The 22,275-nt window shown below is 32.3% G+C and carries 18 protein-coding genes and 1 pseudogene; 18 read left to right on the top strand and 1 reads right to left on the bottom strand.

What is annotated here, in order from left to right:
• The first annotated feature begins 24 nt into the window (after positions 1 to 24).
• The 18 genes from K8B81_RS19965 (at position 25) to K8B81_RS20050 (ending at position 22,155) form a co-directional block, all read left to right on the top strand.
• On the top strand, positions 25 to 1,254 hold the full coding sequence (locus tag K8B81_RS19965; RefSeq protein WP_223683302.1) for an HD domain-containing protein: 1,230 nt from the start codon (positions 25 to 27) through the stop codon (positions 1,252 to 1,254).
• 130 nt (positions 1,255 to 1,384) lie between these two features.
• The gene (gene lpxD, locus K8B81_RS19970) at positions 1,385 to 2,428 is read left to right on the top strand and encodes a UDP-3-O-(3-hydroxymyristoyl)glucosamine N-acyltransferase (protein ID WP_223683303.1); all 1,044 of its coding nucleotides are present in this window, start codon (positions 1,385 to 1,387) and stop codon (positions 2,426 to 2,428) included.
• The gene (locus K8B81_RS19975) at positions 2,421 to 3,809 is read left to right on the top strand and encodes a bifunctional UDP-3-O-[3-hydroxymyristoyl] N-acetylglucosamine deacetylase/3-hydroxyacyl-ACP dehydratase (RefSeq protein ID WP_223683304.1); all 1,389 of its coding nucleotides are present in this window, start codon (positions 2,421 to 2,423) and stop codon (positions 3,807 to 3,809) included. The genes lpxD and K8B81_RS19975 overlap by 8 nt, the downstream gene beginning before the upstream one ends.
• 68 nt (positions 3,810 to 3,877) lie before the next feature.
• Entirely contained in the window at positions 3,878 to 4,663 is a 786-nt protein-coding gene (gene lpxA, locus K8B81_RS19980; protein ID WP_223683305.1) for an acyl-ACP--UDP-N-acetylglucosamine O-acyltransferase, read from the top strand.
• An 84-nt stretch (positions 4,664 to 4,747) separates the two neighbouring features.
• Complete coding sequence (gene efp, locus K8B81_RS19985) at positions 4,748 to 5,314, top strand: elongation factor P (RefSeq protein ID WP_223683306.1); 567 nt, start codon at positions 4,748 to 4,750, stop codon at positions 5,312 to 5,314.
• A gap of 119 nt (positions 5,315 to 5,433) precedes the next feature.
• Positions 5,434 to 6,363 (top strand): UDP-3-O-(3-hydroxymyristoyl)glucosamine N-acyltransferase, encoded by a 930-nt coding sequence (locus K8B81_RS19990; RefSeq protein WP_223683307.1) that lies wholly within the window; start codon positions 5,434 to 5,436, stop codon positions 6,361 to 6,363.
• A 2-nt stretch (positions 6,364 to 6,365) separates the two neighbouring features.
• Entirely contained in the window at positions 6,366 to 6,728 is a 363-nt protein-coding gene (locus K8B81_RS19995) for a nuclear transport factor 2 family protein (protein WP_223683308.1), read from the top strand.
• 85 nt (positions 6,729 to 6,813) lie between these two features.
• Entirely contained in the window at positions 6,814 to 7,686 is an 873-nt protein-coding gene (gene sucD / locus K8B81_RS20000; protein ID WP_110308046.1) for a succinate--CoA ligase subunit alpha, read from the top strand.
• A 141-nt stretch (positions 7,687 to 7,827) separates the two neighbouring features.
• Entirely contained in the window at positions 7,828 to 8,256 is a 429-nt protein-coding gene (locus K8B81_RS20005; protein WP_223683309.1) for a hypothetical protein, read from the top strand.
• Between the two features lie 313 nt (positions 8,257 to 8,569).
• On the top strand, positions 8,570 to 9,178 hold the full coding sequence (locus tag K8B81_RS20010) for an RNA polymerase sigma factor (protein ID WP_223683310.1): 609 nt from the start codon (positions 8,570 to 8,572) through the stop codon (positions 9,176 to 9,178).
• Positions 9,179 to 9,269: 91 nt separating this feature from the next.
• Complete coding sequence (locus K8B81_RS20015; RefSeq protein WP_223683311.1) at positions 9,270 to 10,379, top strand: FecR family protein; 1,110 nt, start codon at positions 9,270 to 9,272, stop codon at positions 10,377 to 10,379.
• A 184-nt stretch (positions 10,380 to 10,563) separates the two neighbouring features.
• The gene (locus K8B81_RS20020; RefSeq protein WP_223683312.1) at positions 10,564 to 14,307 is read left to right on the top strand and encodes a SusC/RagA family TonB-linked outer membrane protein; all 3,744 of its coding nucleotides are present in this window, start codon (positions 10,564 to 10,566) and stop codon (positions 14,305 to 14,307) included.
• 11 nt (positions 14,308 to 14,318) lie between these two features.
• Complete coding sequence (locus tag K8B81_RS20025) at positions 14,319 to 15,821, top strand: RagB/SusD family nutrient uptake outer membrane protein (RefSeq protein ID WP_223683313.1); 1,503 nt, start codon at positions 14,319 to 14,321, stop codon at positions 15,819 to 15,821.
• A gap of 17 nt (positions 15,822 to 15,838) precedes the next feature.
• Positions 15,839 to 16,702, top strand: coding sequence for a substrate import-associated zinc metallohydrolase lipoprotein (locus tag K8B81_RS20030; protein WP_223683314.1), 864 nt, complete (start codon positions 15,839 to 15,841; stop codon positions 16,700 to 16,702).
• A gap of 19 nt (positions 16,703 to 16,721) precedes the next feature.
• Positions 16,722 to 18,053: a DUF4302 domain-containing protein gene (locus K8B81_RS20035; RefSeq protein WP_223683315.1), complete on the top strand. Its 1,332-nt coding sequence runs from the start codon at positions 16,722 to 16,724 to the stop codon at positions 18,051 to 18,053.
• Positions 18,054 to 18,290: 237 nt separating this feature from the next.
• A complete protein-coding gene (gene fabG / locus K8B81_RS20040) occupies positions 18,291 to 19,037 on the top strand; it encodes a 3-oxoacyl-[acyl-carrier-protein] reductase (RefSeq protein ID WP_025571225.1) in 747 nt (248 codons plus the stop codon).
• A 78-nt stretch (positions 19,038 to 19,115) separates the two neighbouring features.
• Positions 19,116 to 21,143: a hypothetical protein gene (locus K8B81_RS20045; RefSeq protein WP_223683316.1), complete on the top strand. Its 2,028-nt coding sequence runs from the start codon at positions 19,116 to 19,118 to the stop codon at positions 21,141 to 21,143.
• A gap of 34 nt (positions 21,144 to 21,177) precedes the next feature.
• Entirely contained in the window at positions 21,178 to 22,155 is a 978-nt protein-coding gene (locus K8B81_RS20050; protein ID WP_223683317.1) for a hypothetical protein, read from the top strand.
• Position 22,156: 1 nt separating this feature from the next.
• Here the strand turns inward: K8B81_RS20050 and K8B81_RS20055 are convergent.
• A pseudogene (locus K8B81_RS20055) lies at positions 22,157 to 22,275 on the bottom strand (IS1595 family transposase); the annotation flags it as partial.

Genomic DNA, 22,275 nt, shown 5'->3' on the forward strand with positions numbered 1-22,275 from the left:
TGACTTAAAAAAATACCAGAAATAGTGAATCATATCAATAAGTTAAAAATATTCAATGACCCGATTTATGGCTTTATTTCTATTCCGAATGAGCTTATTTATGATTTAATCCAGCATCCGTATTTTCAGCGTTTGAGACGTATTTCTCAAATGGGCTTGTCGTATTTGGTTTACCCGGGAGCTAATCATACACGTTTTCATCATGCTTTGGGATGTATGCATTTGATGCAAAAGGCAATTGAAACACTTCGTTTTAAAGGAGTTGTTATTTCAAGTGATGAAGAGTGCGCTTTATTGATCGCTATTTTACTGCATGATATTGGCCATGGACCTTTTTCGCATGCCATGGAAAAGAGTATTGTAGAAGATGTTAACCATGAATCCATTTCATTATTGTTTATGAATCAGCTAAACTATGAATTTGATGGAAAGCTGAGTTTGGCAATTCAGGTTTTTAAAGGCGAATACCACAGAAAGTTCATGCTGCAATTGATTTCGAGCCAGCTGGATATGGACAGAATGGATTATTTAAAACGCGATAGTTTTTACACGGGAGTGGCAGAAGGAAATGTCAATTCTGAACGACTGATCCAGATGATGAATGTTGAAAACGATGTTTTAGTTATAGAAGAAAAAGGGATTTATTCAGTAGAAAAATTTCTGTTATCAAGAAGATTGATGTACTGGCAGGCTTATTTGCATAAAACAAGTCTGGTGGCCGAATTAATTTTGATGAAAGTACTGAAACGGGCTAAGGAATTAACATTAAAAGGAATTAAATTGCCTTGTAGTGATCCGCTTTTATATTTTATGCAAAATAAAATTTCATTAGAAGATTTTGATGCTGAAAAATTAGATTTGTTTTCTCAATTAGATGATTTTGATATTATAAGTGCCCTTAAAGCATGGCAAAAGCATAATGATTTTATACTTTCAACTTTAAGTAAAATGATCATTAACAGGGATTTATTGAAGATTAAAATGAGTGCAGAGAAAATTCCGATGGAAGAATCGCAGGCAATGAAAGAAGAATTTGCAGAAGAACATAATATTTCCCAGCTGGAGGCAGGCTACTTTATTTTTAGAGGAAAAATTAAAAATCAGGCTTACAGTAAAGAAGCTGAACCTATACGAATTTTGAAAAAAGATAAAACAATTGAAGATGTTGTTGAGGCATCTGACCAGTTGAATTTGAAATCGTTATCTAAATTGGTGACAAAATATTACATCTGTTTTCCAAAACAACTTATCTAAAATTAACATTTAAAACCTATTTTTTATATTTTTGTCGGGATGAAACGAACTTATACATTTTTTTTGAATACAAGTAGAACGTTATGTAGTGAGTTCCATCTTATTCGTATAAAAAGCAGAATCAAATAAGATGAAATTTACAGCAGAACAAATAGCAGGAATTTTAGAAGGACAAGTTGTTGGTGATCCCAATGCAGAAGTTTCCCGGCTTTCTAAAATAGAAGAAGGAGAGGAAGGTTCTCTTACTTTCCTGGCAAATCCTAAATATATTAACTACATCTATACAACAAAGGCATCTATTACAATTGTTAATGATTCTTTTGTTCCGGAGTCTGAAATTACGACCACTTTAATTAAAGTTGAAGATGCATATGCGTCTTTTTCAAAACTTTTGGAATTTTATAATCAGGTTAAATTAAATAAAAGCGGAATCGAGAAACATGCTTATCTAACTGAAGGTACTAAATATGGTGAGAACCTGTACTTGGGAAGTTTTAGTTATGTAGGGCAAAATGTAACTTTGGGTAATAATGTAAAAATATATCCAAACAGTTTTATTGGCGATAATGTTGTTATTGGTGATAATGTATATATTTTTGCAGGCGCTAAAATTTACTCTGAAACCATAATTGGTAATAATTGTACGATTCATTCAGGGAGTATCATTGGAGCTGATGGTTTTGGTTTTGCCCCAAATGAAGATGGTGAGTATACTAAAGTGCCGCAAATTGGTAATGTTATTATAGAAGATAATGTAGATATTGGTGCTAATACTACAATAGACAGGGCAACACTTGGGTCTACAATTATTAGAAAAGGAGTAAAATTAGATAATCAGATCCAGATTGCACATAACGTAGAGATTGGCAGAAATACTGTTATCGCAGCTCAATCAGGAGTTGCAGGCTCTACAAAAATTGGTGAAAACTGTATGATTGGAGGTCAGGTAGGTATTGCAGGACACTTAGTAATAGGAAATAATGTTCGCGTGCAGGCACAGTCAGGAATTGGCAGAAACATTAAAGATGACGAAGTTTTGCAGGGAAGTCCAACTTTTGGTTATAGCGATTTTAGTAAATCCTATGTGCATTTTAAGAACTTGCCTAAGATTGTTGCCGAATTAGAAGAATTAAAGAAACAAATAATAAACCCAAAAAATGGAAATAATGGTTAAACAGAAGACCATCAAGAATGAAATTTCACTAACAGGAGTTGGATTACATACTGGAAAAGAAGTTACTATGACTTTTAAACCTGCTCCGATTAATAATGGTTTCACTTTTGTTAGGATTGATTTGCAAGGTCAGCCAATAATTGAGGCAGATGCCAATTATGTTGTTAACACACAAAGAGGTACTAATTTAGAGAAATTAGGTGTGAAAATTCAAACTCCTGAACACGTTTTAGCGGCATTAGTAGGGTGTGATCTGGATAACGTTATTATAGAATTAAATGCTTCAGAACTACCTATTATGGATGGTTCTTCAAAATATTTTGTTGAAGCTATTGAAAAAGCCGGTATCGAAGAGCAGGATGCAAAACGTAATGTTTATGTAGTAAAAGAGGTAATCTCATTTACTGATGAGGCTACAGGTAGTGAGATATTGGTTATGCCAAGTGATGATTATCAGGTTACTACAATGGTAGATTTTGGAACTAAAGTTTTAGGTACTCAAAATGCGACATTAAAAAGTATTTCTGATTTTAAAGATGAAATTTCAAACTCAAGAACGTTTAGCTTTTTACACGAATTAGAATCTTTATTAGAAAACGGACTGATAAAAGGTGGCGATTTAAATAACGCTATTGTTTACGTAGATAAAGAGATTTCTGATTCTACAATGGAGAGTCTTAAAAAAGCCTTCGGAAAAGATGAGATTTCTGTTAAACCAAACGGTGTTCTTGATAATTTGACTTTACATTATCCAAACGAAGCTGCAAGACATAAACTGTTGGATGTTATTGGTGATTTATCTTTGATCGGAGTTAGAATTCAGGGAAAAATTATTGCTAATAAACCTGGGCATTATGTAAATACTCAATTTGCAAAAAAATTAGCAAAAATTATAAAAATAGAGCAGCGAAACCATATTCCGGTTTATGATTTAAATCAGGAGCCTTTGATGGATATTCATAAAATCATGGCTGTATTGCCTCACAGACCTCCATTTTTGTTAATTGACAGAATTATTGAAATGTCATCAAGTCATGTAGTGGGATTGAAAAATGTTACCATGAATGAGAATTTCTTTGTGGGTCATTTTCCTGATGCTCCTGTAATGCCAGGGGTATTAATTGTTGAAGCAATGGCGCAAACAGGTGGAATTTTGGTTTTAAGTACAGTTCCAGATCCTGAAAATTATTTGACCTATTTTATGAAAATAGATAATGTTAAATTTAAACACAAAGTTTTACCGGGAGATACTCTAATATTCAAGTGTGATTTGATTTCTCCTATCAGAAGAGGAATATGTCATATGCAGGCAAATGCTTATGCAAACGGGAAATTAGTAGCTGAAGCAGAATTAATGGCTCAAATTGCGAAAAAACAATAATTAATCAAAATTATTGTTTACGTTTGTTGCCTAAATTTAGACTATTTATTAAAATATAAAAAATACAGATGAATCAACCATTAGCATATGTTCATCCTGGCGCTAAAATCGCTAAAAACGTTGTAATTGAACCTTTTACAACAATTCATAATAATGTTGTTATTGGTGATGGTACCTGGATAGGTTCAAATGTAACTATCATGGAAGGTGCACGAATTGGTAAAAACTGTAACATTTTTCCAGGTGCTGTAATTTCAGCAGTTCCTCAGGATTTAAAATTTGGAGGAGAAGATTCCCTGGCTATTATTGGAGATAATTGTACAATAAGAGAGTGTGTAACTATAAATAGAGGCACAATAGCTTCTGGACAGACAGTTATAGGCAATAATTGTTTAATAATGGCAACGGCACATATTGCTCATGACTGCCATGTAGGTAATAATGCTATTATTGTTAATGGAGTTCTTTTAGGAGGTCATGTTACTATTGGCAATTATGCCATAATTGGAGGTTTATCTGCAGTTCACCAATTTATTAGTGTTGGAGATCATGCTATGATTTCCGGAGGATCATTATTAAGAAAAGATGTTCCACCTTACACCAAAGCTGCAAAAGAACCTTTATCTTATGTTGGTATTAACTCAGTAGGATTAAGGAGAAGAGGTTTTTCGACCGAAAAAATTAGAGAAATACAGGATATCTACAGAATTTTATACCAAAAAAATTATAATACTACTCAGGCTCTGAGTATCATAGAAGCAGAAATGGAAGCTACTCCTGAAAGAGATGAAATTTTAGATTTTATCAGAAATTCATCAAGAGGTGTAATGAAAGGATATTCAGGGAATTACTAAATAAAATTTATTCGGCAATTTGTATCGTTTAATGTTAATCGAAACAATATTAATGAATACAAACATTAAATAAAAAACAAAAAAATGGCATCTACATCAGATATTAGAAACGGATTGTGTATTAAATTTAATCACGATATTTATAAAATCATTGAATTTCTTCACGTAAAACCAGGAAAAGGACCAGCTTTCGTAAGAACAAAATTAAAAAGTTTAACTTCAGGAAAAGTATTAGATAATACTTTTTCAGCAGGTCACAAAATTGACGTTATTAGAGTTGAAACACATACATTTCAGTTTTTATATCCGGAAGGTGATGAGTTTCATTTTATGAATGCTGAAACATTTGAGCAGATTTCTTTAAATAAAAATATTCTTGATGCTCCGGACTTATTGAAAGAAGGAACAAATGTAATGGTTCAGATCAACACAGAAACAGATTTACCATTATCAGTAGATATGCCTGCGTCTGTAGTTCTGGAAGTTACTTATGCTGAGCCAGGTGTAAAAGGCAACACAGCAACAAATGCAACGAAATCTGCTACGGTTGAGACAGGAGCAACAATAAATGTTCCACTGTTTATCAATGAAGGTGATAAAATAAAAATAGATACTGCTTCAGGTTCTTATATGGAGCGTGTAAAAGAGTAAATTTTTAATTGATATAATTTGGCAATGAGTCAGTTAGGTAATTTGTGAATCGGCATAATTTTGTATATTCACATTCTAATTGACTCATTTCTAATTAGTACATTTTCTAATTATAAAATATGAAATTTCCAAAGGTTCACTCTTTACTAGAAATTGCAAATTTGCTTAATTGCGAATTTATTGGTGATCAAAACTTCCCGGTTTCAGGTATGAATGAGATTCATGTAGTTGAAGCTGGTGATATTGTTTTTGTTGACCATCCAAAATATTATGATAAAGCTTTACAATCTGCAGCAACAATTGTCTTAATCAATAAGAAGGTAGATTGCCCGGAAGGTAAAGCCCTTTTAATTTCTGATGATCCTTTCAGGGATTTTAATATCCTTACAAAACATTTCAGGCCTTTTCAATTTTCTAATGTTGCTATTGCTTCATCTGCTAGAATTGGAGAAGGAACAGTTATTCAGCCGAATTCGTTTGTTGGGAACCATGTTACAATTGGCAAAAACTGTCTGATACATTCAAATGTTTCTATTTACGATCATACTGTAATTGGGGATAATGTTATTATACATGCCGGAACTATTTTAGGAGCTGATGCATTTTATTATAAAAAGCGTCCGGAAGGTTTTGATCAGTTGATTTCAGGAGGAAGAGTTGTTATTGAAGACAATGTCGGTATTGGTGCTCTTTGTACAATTGACAAAGGTGTAACAGGGGATACAACTATTGGTGAAGGAACAAAAATTGACAATCAGGTGCATATTGGACATGATTCTGTTATAGGTAAAAAGTGTTTAATTGCTTCTCAGACAGGTATTGCAGGATGTGTAATCATTGAGGATGAAGTAACACTTTGGGGACAGGTTGGAACCACCAGCGGCATTACAATTGGTGCAAAAGCTGTGGTTATGGGACAAACAGGTGTCACTAAATCGATAGAAGGTGGAAAATCTTATTTTGGAACTCCAATAGAGGAGTCGAGGGAAAAATTGAAACAGTTAGCCAATATCAAAAAAATTCCTGAAATTTTAAGTAAATTGAAATAACTATGTCTATCAAAGAGTTTGTTCAAAAATTTTATAAATCGGATGCCCTGATTGATAGTGAAATTTTTAAAACCTATCTGCATCCTGATGTTATTATTGAATGGAATAGCAGTAAAGGTTTAATCCAAATGGATTACGATTCTATAATACAAATGGCAAATGAACTAAATCGGGCCTATGTTCGTTCAAAAGTAAGGATTTCTCATATCCTTGCCGAAGATGATTTGGTGTCAGTGCGTTACTCGCATTATGTAAAAACCATCGAAAATCCTCGTGAAGAAATGTTATTAGCCCATTTTTTTACAATTTGGCAGATAAAAGACGGTAAATTATATCGTGGTTATCAAATGAGTCAATTTTCGTGATATTTTTGCCGATAAAAAAGGTGAAAATAAGTTACAAAACCTTACTTTTGCATCACAATTTTAAAAAATACATAAAATATATATCATGAGTGTTTTAGTTAATAAAGATTCCAAAATAATTGTTCAGGGATTTACAGGTAGCGAAGGAACTTTCCACGCTTCTCAAATGATTGAGTACGGTACTAATGTTGTAGGTGGTGTAACTCCTGGAAAAGGAGGAACTAGCCATTTAGATCGTCCGGTTTTTAACACAGTAAAAGATGCTGTAGATCAGGCTGGAGCTGATACATCGATCATTTTTGTTCCGCCAGCTTTTGCTGCTGATGCAATTATGGAAGCTGCTGACGCTGGAATTAAAGTAATCATTGCTATTACAGAAGGAATTCCTGTAGCAGATATGATTAAAGCAAATAATTATGTTAAAGAAAGAAACTCAAGATTAATAGGACCAAACTGCCCTGGAATTATTACTCCGGGTGAGGCTAAAGTTGGTATTATGCCAGGTTTTGTTTTCAAAAAAGGATCTGTTGGTATCGTTTCTAAATCAGGAACTTTAACTTATGAAGCTGCTGACCAGGTTGTAAAACAAGGTTTAGGAATCACTACAGCTATTGGTATTGGTGGAGATCCAATTATTGGAACTACAACTAAAGAAGCTGTTGAGTTATTAATGAACGATCCGGAAACTGAAATCATCATCATGATTGGTGAAATTGGAGGTCAATTAGAAGCTGATGCTGCTAAATGGGTTAAAGCTGATGGTAACCGTAAGCCAGTTGTTGGTTTTATCGCCGGAGAAACTGCTCCAGCTGGTAGAACAATGGGTCACGCAGGTGCTATTGTTGGTGGTTCTGATGATACTGCTGCTGCTAAAAAACAAATTATGAGAGACAACGGAATCCACGTTGTTGATTCGCCAGCTGAAATTGGTAAAAAAGTAAAAGAAGTACTTGGATAATAAATTCCAACTATTTAAAATAATAAATTCCAAAAAAGTCTCAATATTACTTGAGACTTTTTTACATTTTAAAAATACTAAGGTATAATATAAAACTTAGCATCTTAGATCCTTAGTGTCTTAGAAGCTTAAAAAGGAAATATGTATAAAGAATTAAAAAAGTTTAAAGTAAGTAATAGTTTTACTTTTAGGATAGAAGACAGTTTAGAACAAGTTTGCAATGCACCTGAAGGTAGTGCCGGAATTTTTGTTGTTAATGCTGTTGAGGGTGAAGCAAAAGAATTGATCATGGTAGGTTCAACTGGAACTGTTCAAAATGACGGAACATTAAAAAGCAAAAATGGTGGTTTGTACGATAAAATTGTAAACGGACATCAATTTGCAAAAACAGGGAGAAAATATTCATGGCCGGCACAAATGAAATTGGAAAATATTGAAGCTCTTGAAGTAGTTTGGTATGAAACTTTTAATGCCGATGTAAAAGCTATTCCAACTGCTGTTGAAGGTTTGGTTTTACAGAATTTCTTAAATGAAAATGGTAAATTACCTAGATGGAATGTAGCTTTTTAAAGTTATTTTTGAATAAAATTTATTGCAGCCTTGCTAAATATAGTGAGGCTTTTTTTATGGTTTTCCGGAATTAAACAAAAATGTATTTTTATAAAAAAATTGGTTTTGAAGTTTTAGCTTCATATATTTATAAAACAAAAACTAAATAAATTGTTAAATTAAAGTTATGTTTTGTGAAAATTTACCTTCATTCTTATGTGTTACTGGATTTTGATTGCATTAAATAATTATTTTATTATTTGTTGAACTAAAAATTATTGAATTCTTAAAAAATACATCTGGATGAATATTTGTAATATAAGACCAAATATTTATGAAAACCCAAATTTTGTCGCTTAAAACTTACGATGACCATAAACTTTGGAATAAACTAAAGGCAGGTGATGAAAGGTCATTTTCTTTACTTTTTGAAAAGTATTATGGAGATTTAATTCATTATGGAAATTCATTTTCACCTTTTGCAGAAAAGGTTCAGGATTGTGTACAGGATGTATTTGCAGATATTTGGCTCTATCGGGAATCCTTGCAGGAACCTAAAGTTGTAAAAGCCTATTTGTTATCAAGTGTTCGAAAAAGAATTGCACGATTGTATGAACGTGACAATATTTTTAAAAAAATTACGACCACAGATTCAATTGAATTTCTTTTTGATTTTTCGGTAGAACATGAACTTATTGATGATGAGGCTACTGCAGAAAATGTGCTTTATCTCAATAAATTACTAAATGAATTGCCTTCCCGCCAAAAAGAAGCATTATTTTTAAGATACAACGAAGGATTATCAGTCGAACAAATTGCAGAAATGTTAGATGTGAATTATCAATCGGCAAATAATCTTTTACACCGCGGTTTACTTAAGCTTCGTCAGGAATGGAAGGGAAGTTTTTCTGTTTTGGTGATACTTTCTTATGTTTCTGTTTAAAATTATCTTAAAAAAAATTAAAAAAAATCATAAATAGGTGAGTATATAATAAAAAAACTGTCCTCTATGTTTTTGTAACCTTATTCTATAGATGCAAAAACGTAATTATTATATCGAAATTGAAGATTTTTTAGTAGATCCGTCATTTCAGTTGTGGGTTTTATCCAAAATTGATGAGCAAGGCTGGGAAGAATGGACGTTAGAAAATCAGCAACGGGCAAAATTGGTTGAAGATGCCAGACTTTTATTGTTGGCAATGAAAGTACCAGAAAATAAAATTTCTTACTCGGAGCTTACTACCGCACTACAATCCACCTGGATTAAGATTGAAGAAAAAGAGAATCGAAACAAAAGCATAAGAGATAATTCATTTAAGTATTTAAAGGTGTATTGGCGTAGTATTGCCGCTACTTTATTTTTTGCATTTTTATCACTTTGGTTTTACAATAATGAATTAGATGGTAATCATTCTGTTATAACATATAAGGAACTTGTAGAAGAAAATAATGAAGGACTCGTTGAGCAGACGAATAATTCTAATAAACCACAAATAATTACTTTGTCAGATGGCAGTTCAGTTTTATTACAGCCAAACAGTAAATTAAGTTACCCTAAGATCTTTACCGGAAATCAAAGAAAAGTGTATTTATCGGGTGAAGGTTTTTTTGAAATTAGTAAAAATCCTCAAAAGCCCTTTCTTGTTTATGCTAACGAAATTATTACAAAAGTTGTTGGTACGAGTTTTAGGGTAAGGGCTTATTCAGATCAGCCGAATGTTGAAGTACTTGTACGAACCGGTAAAGTTAAGGTAAGCTCAAATGAATTGACAGGAAATTCAAAGCAAGAGGTCGTTTTATTGCCTAATGAAGCCTTACGTTTTTTAAGAAAAGATCTGATTTTTAATAAAATAAGCAATATAACAGAGGATAAATCATTAGTTAGTAATGTTGGCAATATTGAACAATTAAGTTTTGAATTTACCGATATTCCGGTAGGACAGATTCTTAGAACAATAGAACAAGCCTATCTGGTTGAAATTGATTTCCCTAAAGATAAATTAAAAGATTGTCATTTAACCACTTCATTAAGTGATCAGCCTTTATCAGAAAAACTTAAAATTATTTGCAAGAGTATTGGCAATGATACGAGTTTTGAGATGAATGGAAATCAAATTGTAATATCATCTCAAGGCTGTAATTAAGTATTTGATAATGAATATGTATAATAAATAATAATCAACTTATTGCCTATGTAAAAAAAACAAAAAGTGCCGAAATGCTGTAACATATTCGACACTTATAAAAATTAAATAAATCTCTGTAAAGATTTATTTATTGCGTTCTAAAAATACACGTGAATAGTATTAATCAAAACAAACCAAAATTATGAAAAAACCAGTTGTGAAACAACGATTACTCCATCGAATCATGAAAATAACGCTATTTCAGTTCGTCTTAGCACTTGTATTTTCAAGTGTCACCATGGCAAACAGTGTAAGTGGACAAAGAAAATTAGATACGAAAGTTACTATTGCAGTTGAGAATTTAAGTTTGGATAATACGTTGTCTAAACTTGAAAAGTCTGCACATGTGAAATTTTCATATAATTCAAGATTGCCTCAGTTAAATCAAAAAATTAGTATAGAGGCAAATCAGGAAACTCTGGAAAGTATTCTTAACAGAATTTTGAAACCATTCAATATTACTTATGCAGAAATAAGCAATCAGATTATTTTGCAAAAAAACGCAAAATCAGATGGTTTTTCTACAGATGAATCACATACATCTTTATTTGAAATATTATCAGCTGGCCCTATTATAAAAGGAAAAGTTACAGATGTAAATGGTAGCCCTCTGCCGGGAGCCACTATACTTGCAAAAGGTACTAAAATAGCTGTACTGACTGATTTTGACGGAAATTTTTCTATTGAAATGCCTGCTAATAGCAATCAGTTAGTAATTTCTTATGTAGGTTTTGAAACCAAAGAAATTGGAATAGAAAATACTTCTCCCACTATTGTTTTAAATGAAGCAGGACAGAACTTAAAAGAAGTTATTGTTACAACTGGATATGAAAAAACTTCCAAAAGGACTTTTACAGGAGCAATTAGTAAAATCTCATCTGCTGAACTAAAAGTTGACGGAGTAGTGGATGTGAGCAGAATGATTGAGGGCAAGGCTGCGGGTGTAACTGTACAAAATGTTACCGGAACATTTGGTACAGCTCCTAAAATTACAGTTCGTGGATCATCTTCTATTTTTGGAGATACTAAACCATTATGGGTAATTGATGGTGTTGTGCAGGAAGATATTATTAATATTTCTTTTGCTGATTTAGCATCAGGAAATTCTGAAACTTTATTAAGTTCTTCTGTAGCCGGTTTAAATTCTAATGATATTCAAAGCATTGAAATACTTAAAGATGCTTCGGCAACTTCTATTTATGGTTCAAGATCGTTAAATGGAGTTGTAGTTGTAACAACAAAACAAGGACGCAGGGACTCACCACTAAAAGTGAGTTATTCTGTTGAAAATACCGTGAGAACTGTACCAAATTATTCTCAATATGATATTTTAAATTCTCAGGAATCAATGAGTATTTTAAAAGAATTAGAAGGATACGGTGGGGATGGTAAGGGGTTTTTAGAAATAGCATCATCTCTTAACGGAAGATTTGGAGGTGTATATAATATTTTGGCCAAACAAATTGATACTTACAACAACACAAATGGGGAGTTTGGTGTTAGAAATGATCTGGTTAGCCGTAATCAGTTTTTAAAAAAATATGAATTAGGCAATACAGACTGGTTTAGCGTATTGTTTAGGCCTTCCATTACACAAAATCATTCTTTAAGCTTTTCAGGTGGTGGAAAAAATAATACATTCTATGCATCTCTTGGATATTATAGTGATCCGGGATGGACAATTGCTGATAACGTAAAGCAGTTAACTTCTAATATTAAAGGAACCTTTTTTGTGAATGATAGATTAAATGTGACTATATCTACAATGGGATCTGTACGTAATCAAACAGCTCCTGGTAGTTACGAGAGCAAATCAGATCCCGTATACGGAAGTGTAAACAGAGAGTTTGATATCAATCCGTTTAAGTATGTTTTAAACACCAGCAGAACATTAAGGCCTTATGATGATAACGGAAATTTAGAGTATTACAGAAATAACTGGGCTCCTATGAATATTATCAATGAGCTTAATAACAACACTCTGGATATTAAAGTAAATGACATCCGTTTTCAGTTGGATTTAGAATATAAAATAAATAAAAATTTAACTTATAATCTAACTGGTTCTTCGCGTTATGCAAGTACATCGAGAGAGCATAAAGTTTATGAGGGTTCAAATGTAGCAGCAGCTTACAAAGCAGGTACAGCTTTAAGCCCGGAAGGTGAAAATTCTATTGTTCAGGAAGCTAATATCTTTTTATTTAAAGATCCTGATAATTTAACAGCGCCAAAAATATCTGTACTTCCAAATGGTGGATTTTTAAGAAAATTCACGAATGAAATGACATCATATAACATTAGAAATAGTGTTAATTATAGAAATACATTAAACGAGAAGCACGAATTAGAGGGTTTTTTGGGAACAGAACTTAGATCAGTAGATAGAAGTAGTGACAATTTTACTGCAGCAGGACTTCAATTTGACAGAGGTCTTACACCTTTTATTGATCCAAGATTTATTGAAAAAATTGTAAATGACGGAGACTCCTATTATGGATTTGATGCCGAAAGAGAAAGAACTGTTGGTTTTTTTGGTAAAGTAGGCTATACTTACGATCGACGTTATACAGCATCACTTACAGGTCGTTATGATGGTTCTAACAGACAAGGGAATAGCGGCTCAAACAGATGGTTGCCAACTTATACACTTAGTGGGAAATGGAATGTTACTGAAGAAAACTTCATGAAAACTTCAAAAAACATAAACAATTTAGCATTAAGAGCTTCCTACGGACTTACAGCAACTGCAGGGCCAGCAACAAATTCATTGGCAATCTATAAAAGTTTTATCACGAATCGTCTTTTCTTGCAAAACAGAGAGTCTGCAATATCGATTGACGAATTACAAAATGGCGATTTAACGTGGGAGAAACAATTTGAAACCAATATTGGTCTAGATTTAGGAATGTTTAATAATAGAGTACAATTTGTAACAGATGTTTATAGCCGTAAAGCTTTTGATTTGGTTGATTTTGTAACAACTTCAGGTGTTGGAGGGCAAAGTATCAAACAAGGGAATAATGCAGATATGGAGACTAAAGGACTAGAGGTAGGTTTTACAACTCAAAATATTGTAAGTAAAGATTTTAAATGGTCTACAACACTTAATTTCTCAGTTTACGACCAAAAAATTACGAAGTTGCAAAATAAGCCATCAGCTTTTAGCCTGGTGAACGGAAATGGCGGAAATGCATTAGGCAGTCCAAGAAATTCAATTTATTCATATGAATTTACAGGATTAAATAATCAGGGATTACCAACTTTCAAATTGCAGGAAGGGGCTGATAATAATATGACTGATGCTGATTTTCAGGATACTAAAGATGTTACGAAATATCTTAAATATGAAGGTTCTATTGAGCCAAATAAATCAATTGGTTTAGCTAATACTTTTACTTATAAAAATTGGTCATTATATGTATTTATTGTTGGTTCAGGAGGAAATAAAGTTCGTTTAAATCCTGTATATGATAGTGTTTATGATGATTTGACAGTGTTTACAAAAGATTTTACAAATCGTTGGATAAATCCTGGTGACGAAAACATTACGAATGTTCCTGTGATTGCTGATAAAAGGCTAATAGAAAACAATGGGGGTGAACGTACGTTAGCAAAAGCATATAATACCTATAATTACTCGGATGTTAGAATTGCAGATGGTGATTTCGTAAGATTAAAAAATGTATCACTTAGCTGGGAGTTCCCTTCAGATCTAAAGAAAAAATTAGGACTAAGTATATTTTCATTAAAAGGATCAGCAGTGAACCCATTGTTAATTTATTCAGATAAAAGACTTAACGGTCAGGATCCTGAATTTCGTAATACTGGAGGTGTGGCTTTTCCAATTACATCACAATATACTTTTACCATAAACCTTTCATTTTAATATAATTGATTATGAAAAATATAAAAATAGCCTTATCTCTATTGATGCTTATTTGTATTAGTAGTTGCGACGATTTTCTTTCAGAAGTACCAGATAATAGATTGCAAATTGATACTCCTGAAAAAATATCAGAATTATTGGCAGATGCTTACCCGGATGGTTCTTATATTTCTATTACGGAAAGTATGACCGATAATGTATCTGATAATAAAACCTCACTTGTAAATATAAATAATGAGCAAAGTTTTAACTGGGAATTGCAAGATGATCAAACAAGCAGGGATACTCAGGGATTTTACTGGAATGCTGCATATAAAGCAATTGCTACAGCTAATAAGGCATTAGCGGCTATAAAAGAATTGGGAGACACCGCTGATCTTAATCCTCAAAAAGGAGAAGCTTTATTAGCGAGGGCTTATGCTCATTTTATGTTGGTTTCTATATGGTCTAATCGTTATAATCCTGCTACTGCTGCTACTGATCTCGGTATTCCGTATGTGAGAGAACCTGAGGAGGTCTTGATTAAAAATTACAAGCGTAATTCGGTAAAAGAGGTTTTTGATTTAGTAGAATCCGACATAAAAGAAGGCTTAAAGTATGTTACAAATGATTACAGGACAGAGTATTTAAAATATCACTTTAATAAAGAAGCGGCTAAAGCATTTGCTGCACGTTTTTACACTATAAAAGGAGATTGGGAAAAAGTCCTTGAATATACAGATGGGTTAGGAAACAAACCTGTTGGTAAATTAAGAGACTGGGCAGCTTATAATAGCTATGATTTTCCTAATAAACCTATCGAATATGCAAAAAATACGCAGGTTACGAATTTATTAGTTGGTTTTCCAAGTTCAATTTGCGGCAGGGCAACTAATTTGAACAGATTTGCTTTTACCAGAGCAAAAGAAAGAGATGAAATACTTGGAAGCGAAACCAATATATTTAATAAGGATTGGTTAATCGATATTGTAATACAAGGAGCGAGTGGAGCTAATGTAGCAGTTTATAAATTTGATGAATATTTTAAATATACAAATTTAACAGCACAGATTGGTCTTCCTTATACAGGAGTTGTACTTTTTTCTAATGATGAAATGTTTTTAAATCGTATTGAAGCTCATGTTATGACCAATCAATTAGATATTGCCACCGCAGAATTAGAATATTTTTTAGGAACAAGAACAGATGGTTATTCATCTACTGATGTGTTGACAAAAGCTAAAATATATGCAAAGTATCCTGTTGTTGATAATGAATATACTCCTTTTTATTCCCTAACTACGGAACAGGCTTCTTTTATTAAAGCAATTACTGAAGCAAGAAGAAGAGAGTTTTTGCATGAAGGACAAAGATGGTTTGATATCAAAAGATTTAATCTCGTAGTAGAACATGATACTTATAACGCTCAGGGACAAATAAGCAAAAAAAACATTCTGGTTAAAGATGATAAGCGTCGTGCTGTGCAAATACCACTAAATGCATCTAACAATGGTATAGAAAAAAATCCGAGATAAATTTAATTTAAACTATTATGAAATTAATTGAAAAATATATAAAAATAGTATTGGCAGCTGGGATTATGTCAGTAATATCATGTTCTCACGAAGATCAGCCAACTCAAAGTTCATTAGATTTTACTCAGCCTGTAAAAACAGATTTAGATACATGGATAGATCAAAATTATATAAATCCTTATAATATTAGTGTCCAATATAAGTGGAACCAAAATGTAGTAGAACAAAATAGATTTTTATACCCACCAGCGATTAATAAAGTACAACCTGCACTTGAAATAATCAAAAAGATATGGATAGATAGTTATAGTGCTATTGCAGGAAAAGATTTTGTTAAAATTATTGCACCAAGAGATTTTGTTTTGGTAGGTGGTGTCAATGTTAACCCGGATAATGTTTCTAATACCTTAGGATTAGCCGAAGGAGGAAAGAGAATATCTTTATTTCAGGTAGATTATGTTGATAAAAAAAATCGTGCAAGTGTTACGCAATTTGTACACACTATTCAGCATGAATACGTACATATTTTAAATCAGACTAAAACTTTTGATGTAGAAGCCTGGGCAAAAATCACACCTAATGATTATACTTCAAATCCGTTTGGTATTACTGATGCTGCAGCTCAAAGGCTTGGATTTATTAGTGCTTATGCAAGATCAAATTATACAGAGGATTTTGCAGAAACTGCTGCAATAATTTTACTCATGTCAAAAGCAGAATACGACGCTTTATATGCAAGTATCACCGTGCCCGCAGCAGTTACTGCTCTTAAGAAAAAAGAAGCTCTGGTTGTTCAGTATTACAGGGATGCTTTTAATATCGATTTTTATGCTTTAAGAGACGAAGCTCAGAAAAACACTACTGATGTTTTAAATAATTAAAAACTTAAACAAAGGAATTATGAAAACTAAAAATATATTTAAGTATTTTATGCTTCTTGTCCTGACTTTGCAACTAAATAGTTGTGTCAGTACAGAGGCTGAACAAAAATTTGAGGAAACACCAACTGAACGTTTAAATAAACAAAGAAGCGAACTAAGTAATTTATTACTGTCTTCTGAAAATGGATGGAAAGCTGTATATTATACTGACGATAGTCAATTAGGTGGATTTACACACTTATTTAAATTTTTACCAAATGGAAAAGTAGACATGGCTTCTGATTTTGATTCTGATACAGAAATTTATAATAGCCAGTATGAAATTCAGTTAGGTAGTACAGTAAGTCTGGTTTTTACGACAAAAAACAAAATTCATTTATTATCAGATTCGAATAATTCGCCTCTTGCTGCAGGTAAAGGCTTCTTAGGCGATTTCCAGTTTTTATATTATGGACAAGAAAATGGTGATATTGTTTTTAGAACAAATAGGACTGTTAAAGAAGTTCGTTTCGTAAAAGCAACCGCTCAGGATTGGACTGATTTAAAGAAAAATACTGTCATTAATGCTAATATGACGGGAGATATTAATAGTCCGTTGTTTAGAATACTTGAAACTACTAATGGAGGTTCAGTAAAAAAATACGAGTTTAATTTCAATTCTGTAACGAGATTTGGATCAGCTATTCCATTAGAAGCAGAAAATTCAGAAACACTTAAAGCAGCTATTGCTTACACTCCTACAGGAATAACTGTAAAACCTGCTGTAGTTGTTGGAAATCAGAGTTTAACAGATTTTACTTATAATTCAGTTGATAAGACTTTTGTAGCTACAGGAACAAACGGAGTCTCTGCATCTATTAAATTTACAAATGCACCACCAAGATTAACAGATGATTATAAAATATTCTTAGAGGGTGGTCCTCAAATTACAATAGGCTATATAGCTGCCAACTTAGCTACAGCTGCTACAAACTCGCCATATGCTAAATCAATTTTAGATAAAGTGAATGCTACTCTGGCTGCTAATCAAAAACTTGCGAGAGTTCAGATAGCTTTCAACGATCCGTTGAATGGTAATTATATTGCTTATACATTTAATGGAGGAAAAGCAACTATTTATCATTTTTTTACAACAACTGAAGACCCTGTAAATAAAACCATTATTTTAACTGATGATGGTTGGATTGGAACTCCTGCAGCAAGGGCATTTTTGAAAATTTTAGATGATGAAATAACAAATCCGAAAGGATTATATCTTAAAAAAGAGAATTTTACGATTTTCTATACCAATGTAATTTATACTTATGCAAGTGCAGCAACCCCGTTTAGATTGACTAATTATAGATTTTAATAGTTTATATTTTTATTAATATTGAGCGGCTCATCGAGCCGCTTTTATTTTAATAGAATGATAAATTTCCTAAAAAAACACGATTTACGAAAGATTATTAAACAGTTACAGCGGCATTATTGTAACTGTTTTTTATTTTACAGAAGAGATTTCAAATCAATTTATGTATTACAAATTTTATAAAACGCCCAAATAATCTATATTTGTACTTCAAAAAATAAAAACGAATACCTTAATATGAAATTACTAGAAGGAAAAGTAGCCATCATTACAGGCGCGAGCCGTGGAATTGGTAAAGGAATTGCCGAAGTTTTTGCTAAGCATGGTGCCAATGTGGCCTTTACATACAGTTCATCTGTAGAATCAGCTCAGGCTCTTGAAGCAGAATTGAACGGTTTGGGAATTAAAGCAAAAGGATACCAGTCCAATGCAGCGGATTTTAATGAAGCACAGACTTTTGTAGATGCTGTTTTAGCAGATTTTGGAACAGTTGATATTTTGATTAACAATGCCGGTATTACAAAAGATAACCTGTTGATGCGTATGTCTGAAGCTGATTTTGATCAGGTAATCGATGTCAATTTGAAATCGGTTTTTAATATGACAAAAGCAATTCAGAAAACTTTCTTAAAACAACGTGCAGGTTCTATCGTCAATATTAGTTCTGTGGTTGGGGTTTCAGGAAATGCGGGACAAACCAACTATGCAGCTTCAAAAGCGGGTGCAATAGGTTTTACAAAATCAGTAGCTTTAGAGCTGGGTTCACGTAATATTCGTTGTAACGCAATCGCTCCGGGATTCATCGAAACTGAAATGACGGCAAAATTACCTGAAGATGTAGTAAAAGGATGGAGAGACGGAATTCCGTTGAAACGTGGCGGAACTACTGAAGATGTTGCTAATGCGTGTCTTTACTTAGCATCAGATTTGAGTGCTTATGTTACCGGACAAGTGCTTAATGTTTGCGGAGGAATGCTTACTTAATATGTGAATAGTTTTATGGTTTGTTGTTTATTGTTCACAGCCAAAAACTATAAACTAACAACTATAAAATAAAATAATATGACTACAAACACGATTCTATTATTACTACTTTCTTTAGTAATAGCTGGTGGATTGTCGTATTTTCAATATTTTTATAAAGCCAAAAACCATTCGAATGTGAATGTGTTTTTGGCTTTTTTGCGTTTTTTAATCATTTTCGGGTTATTGGTTTTACTGATTAATCCTGTGATGACGAAAAATTCACTCGAAGTTACCAAAACGCCTTTGGCAATTGCGGTTGACAATTCAAGTTCTATAACGGCTTTAAAATCTGATAAAAAAGTTGCCGAATTATATCAGAAACTAATTTCTAACGCAGCACTTAAGGAAAAATTTGAAATTCAGACCTATCAATTTGATGACGATTTTAAGCCTTCGGACAAGTTTGATTTTAAAGGAAAGCAGACCAATCTTGATCAGGTTGCAAAGAATCTAAAAAGCATCAATAAAAACCTGATTTTCCCAACAGTTATTATCACCGATGGAAATCAGACTACAGGAAACGATTATGTATATCGTTTTGATCCTGCCAATAAAGTTTATCCTTTGGTTGTTGGAGATACAACCACTTTTTTTGATTTAAAAATCAATCAGTTAAACGTAAACAAATACGCTTTTCATAAAAATAAATTTCCGGTTGAGGTGTTTCTGCAATATGCCGGCACTAAAGCGGTTAACGCTGATTTTACGATTTCGCAGGGAAATTCAGTCTTAGCCCGAGAGAAAGTCTCTTTTTCTCCTTCAAAAAAAACAGCTTCTCTAAATATATTGTTGCCTGCTGATAAAGTTGGGCTGCAAATTTTCAGGGCAAATGTTTCTTCTAATGTAAAAGAGAAAAACAGCTACAATAACATCAAGAATTTTGCCGTTGAAGTAATCGATCAAAAGTCAACTATTGCAATCGTATCGACTATAAATCATCCGGATATTGGAGCTTTAAAACGATCGATTGAAACGAACGCACAGCGTAAAGTGATTCTGGCAAAACCGAATGAAATCGACAAATTAAACGATGTTTCGGTTTTGGTTTTGTATCAGCCAAATAGTGCTTTTAAACCTATTTTTGATAATAATAAACTGGCCGGAACGAATACTTTCATCATTACCGGAAACAACACCGACTTTAATTTTCTAAACCAAAAACAGAATAATCTGGTTTTTAAAATGAGTAATCAAAGAGAAGATTATTTAAGCGAATTTCAGTCGCAGTTTAATTTGTTTGCCATTGAAAATATTGGTTTTGAAAATTTTCCTCCGCTTCAAAATCTCTTCGGAAATATCACAGTTAACGGAAATGTATCGGTTTTGCTTTCGTCTAAAATCAGAAACGTTTCTACCAATGCGCCTTTATTGGCTTTCGCCGAAAATCAGGGCAGACGAACCGCTTTTCTCTTAGGGGAAAACAGCTGGAAATGGCGTTTGCAAAGTCATATTGACAATCAGTCGTTTGAAAAGTATGATGTTTTTACAGATAAAATAATTCAGTTTCTGGCTTCCTCGGCTTCCAGAAAATCATTGGTGGTAACGCACGAAAGTTTTTATAATTCGGGAGAAGCGATTGTGATCAACGCGCAATACTTCAATAAAAACTATGAATTTGACGAAAAAGCCAGATTAACAATCTCAGTTACAAATGCCAAAACCAAGCAAAGCAAAAATTACGATTTGCTTAAAGGAAATAACTCTTTCTCGGCAAACCTAGACGGTCTGGCTGCCGGAAAATATAGTTTTACAGTAAAAGAATTAAATTCAAATACTTCGTATTCAAGTCATTTTGAGATTTTGGATTTTGATATCGAAAAACAATTTGTAAATCCTGATGTTCAAAAACTGAAACAACTGGCATTACAGACCAATGGAAAAGCCTTTTTCGAAAACCAGAGTGATAATTTGATTCAGACGCTTTTAGAAAATAAGGAATACAAATCAATTGAAAAAAACATTTCGACCAAAACTCCTTTAATTGATTGGGTTTGGCTGTTGATTTTAATTGCTGCTGTATTGACTACGGAATGGTTTGTCAGGAAGTATAATGGGATGTTGTAGTTACAAAAATGTTTAATTTCTAAAATTATTTAGTATGAAAGAAATTTTATTAGAAGTTAAGGATGGGTTTTATGAAACTAACTTGTACTTACATTTACTTTCTCTTAAGAAACAATTTAATAATTCTAAAGAATTAAATGCATTAATAAGTTTATCTAAAATTCAACCAAATGAAATATCTTCTAATTGTGAATTAGATGGATATCTTAATTTAATTGAAGATTCTCAATTCCTATATTTATCCGCGAATAAAGAAATTTCCGCAAAATGGAAAGATTACTTGTTTAATAAAGTTTCTGAAAATAAAAAGGATAATATAAAGGAAGCTTTTGTTTTATATAAAGATGTCTATGAAGAAACAAAAAATTATAGTTATCTAATAAGAGCCTTAAATCTTGTTAGAAAAGCTAAAGGTGTTTTTGAAGATCAATTAAAAGGTATATATGAATATTCTAAAAATGAATTTATCATTTGTAACAGTTCATTTCAGCAATCTCAATTAATACGAGAAATATATTCAATTAATTCAGAGAAAATAATAGATGATTTCCAAGTTGTAATAACGAATAAAATAAAACTAAAACTTGGACAAAATAAGTATAATTCAGCAAGATTATTAATAGATTGTTTGAAATTTATCAAGGCTATAGATAATAATCAATGTAAAATAGATAGAGCAGAAAGTTACGAACTTGAAGGAGATTTTCATGCTAAAGACAAAGAACAAAATACTTATTATCCTAGAATTTTGGATTCTTACACAAAAGGTTTAAAAGAACTTAAGAGCATTAATTTTTCTCAGGAATTAAAGACAAGGTTAGAAAAAAAGATAAAAAATGAGCAACTTGAGTACTCAAATGTATTGAAAGTATCAGGTTTCTCTAATGAAAATTTCGGTGATGATATTGATACATACATTTCAAAAAACGAAATTAATAGTTTTAAAAAGGCATTTTCAGAACTAATTTTATTTGATGTTGTATCAGTTGAGAATATTAATAAAAATAATTGAGTTATACACTTACTATCTGTTTTATTTCTTTTTGATATATGGGTTTGGTATTTACCATTCTTTCTATCGATTTATGAAAAATACTTGTTTTAAATTGAGAACGGTTTATTCTAAAACAAA

It is taken from the genome of Flavobacterium hibisci (genome assembly GCF_020026925.1).
Taxonomy (GTDB): Bacteria; Bacteroidota; Bacteroidia; order Flavobacteriales; family Flavobacteriaceae; genus Flavobacterium; species Flavobacterium hibisci.

Coding starts and splice junctions, on each gene's coding strand:
- lpxD (WP_223683303.1), top strand. CDS start 1,385: ATGAAATTTACAGCAGAACAAATAGCAGGAATTTTAGAAGGACAAGTT.
- K8B81_RS19975 (WP_223683304.1), top strand. CDS start 2,421: ATGGTTAAACAGAAGACCATCAAGAATGAAATTTCACTAACAGGAGTT.
- lpxA (WP_223683305.1), top strand. CDS start 3,878: ATGAATCAACCATTAGCATATGTTCATCCTGGCGCTAAAATCGCTAAA.
- efp (WP_223683306.1), top strand. CDS start 4,748: ATGGCATCTACATCAGATATTAGAAACGGATTGTGTATTAAATTTAAT.
- K8B81_RS19990 (WP_223683307.1), top strand. CDS start 5,434: ATGAAATTTCCAAAGGTTCACTCTTTACTAGAAATTGCAAATTTGCTT.
- K8B81_RS19995 (WP_223683308.1), top strand. CDS start 6,366: ATGTCTATCAAAGAGTTTGTTCAAAAATTTTATAAATCGGATGCCCTG.
- sucD (WP_110308046.1), top strand. CDS start 6,814: ATGAGTGTTTTAGTTAATAAAGATTCCAAAATAATTGTTCAGGGATTT.
- K8B81_RS20005 (WP_223683309.1), top strand. CDS start 7,828: ATGTATAAAGAATTAAAAAAGTTTAAAGTAAGTAATAGTTTTACTTTT.
- K8B81_RS20010 (WP_223683310.1), top strand. CDS start 8,570: ATGAAAACCCAAATTTTGTCGCTTAAAACTTACGATGACCATAAACTT.
- K8B81_RS20015 (WP_223683311.1), top strand. CDS start 9,270: ATGCAAAAACGTAATTATTATATCGAAATTGAAGATTTTTTAGTAGAT.
- K8B81_RS20020 (WP_223683312.1), top strand. CDS start 10,564: ATGAAAAAACCAGTTGTGAAACAACGATTACTCCATCGAATCATGAAA.
- K8B81_RS20025 (WP_223683313.1), top strand. CDS start 14,319: ATGAAAAATATAAAAATAGCCTTATCTCTATTGATGCTTATTTGTATT.
- K8B81_RS20030 (WP_223683314.1), top strand. CDS start 15,839: ATGAAATTAATTGAAAAATATATAAAAATAGTATTGGCAGCTGGGATT.
- K8B81_RS20035 (WP_223683315.1), top strand. CDS start 16,722: ATGAAAACTAAAAATATATTTAAGTATTTTATGCTTCTTGTCCTGACT.
- fabG (WP_025571225.1), top strand. CDS start 18,291: ATGAAATTACTAGAAGGAAAAGTAGCCATCATTACAGGCGCGAGCCGT.
- K8B81_RS20045 (WP_223683316.1), top strand. CDS start 19,116: ATGACTACAAACACGATTCTATTATTACTACTTTCTTTAGTAATAGCT.
- K8B81_RS20050 (WP_223683317.1), top strand. CDS start 21,178: ATGAAAGAAATTTTATTAGAAGTTAAGGATGGGTTTTATGAAACTAAC.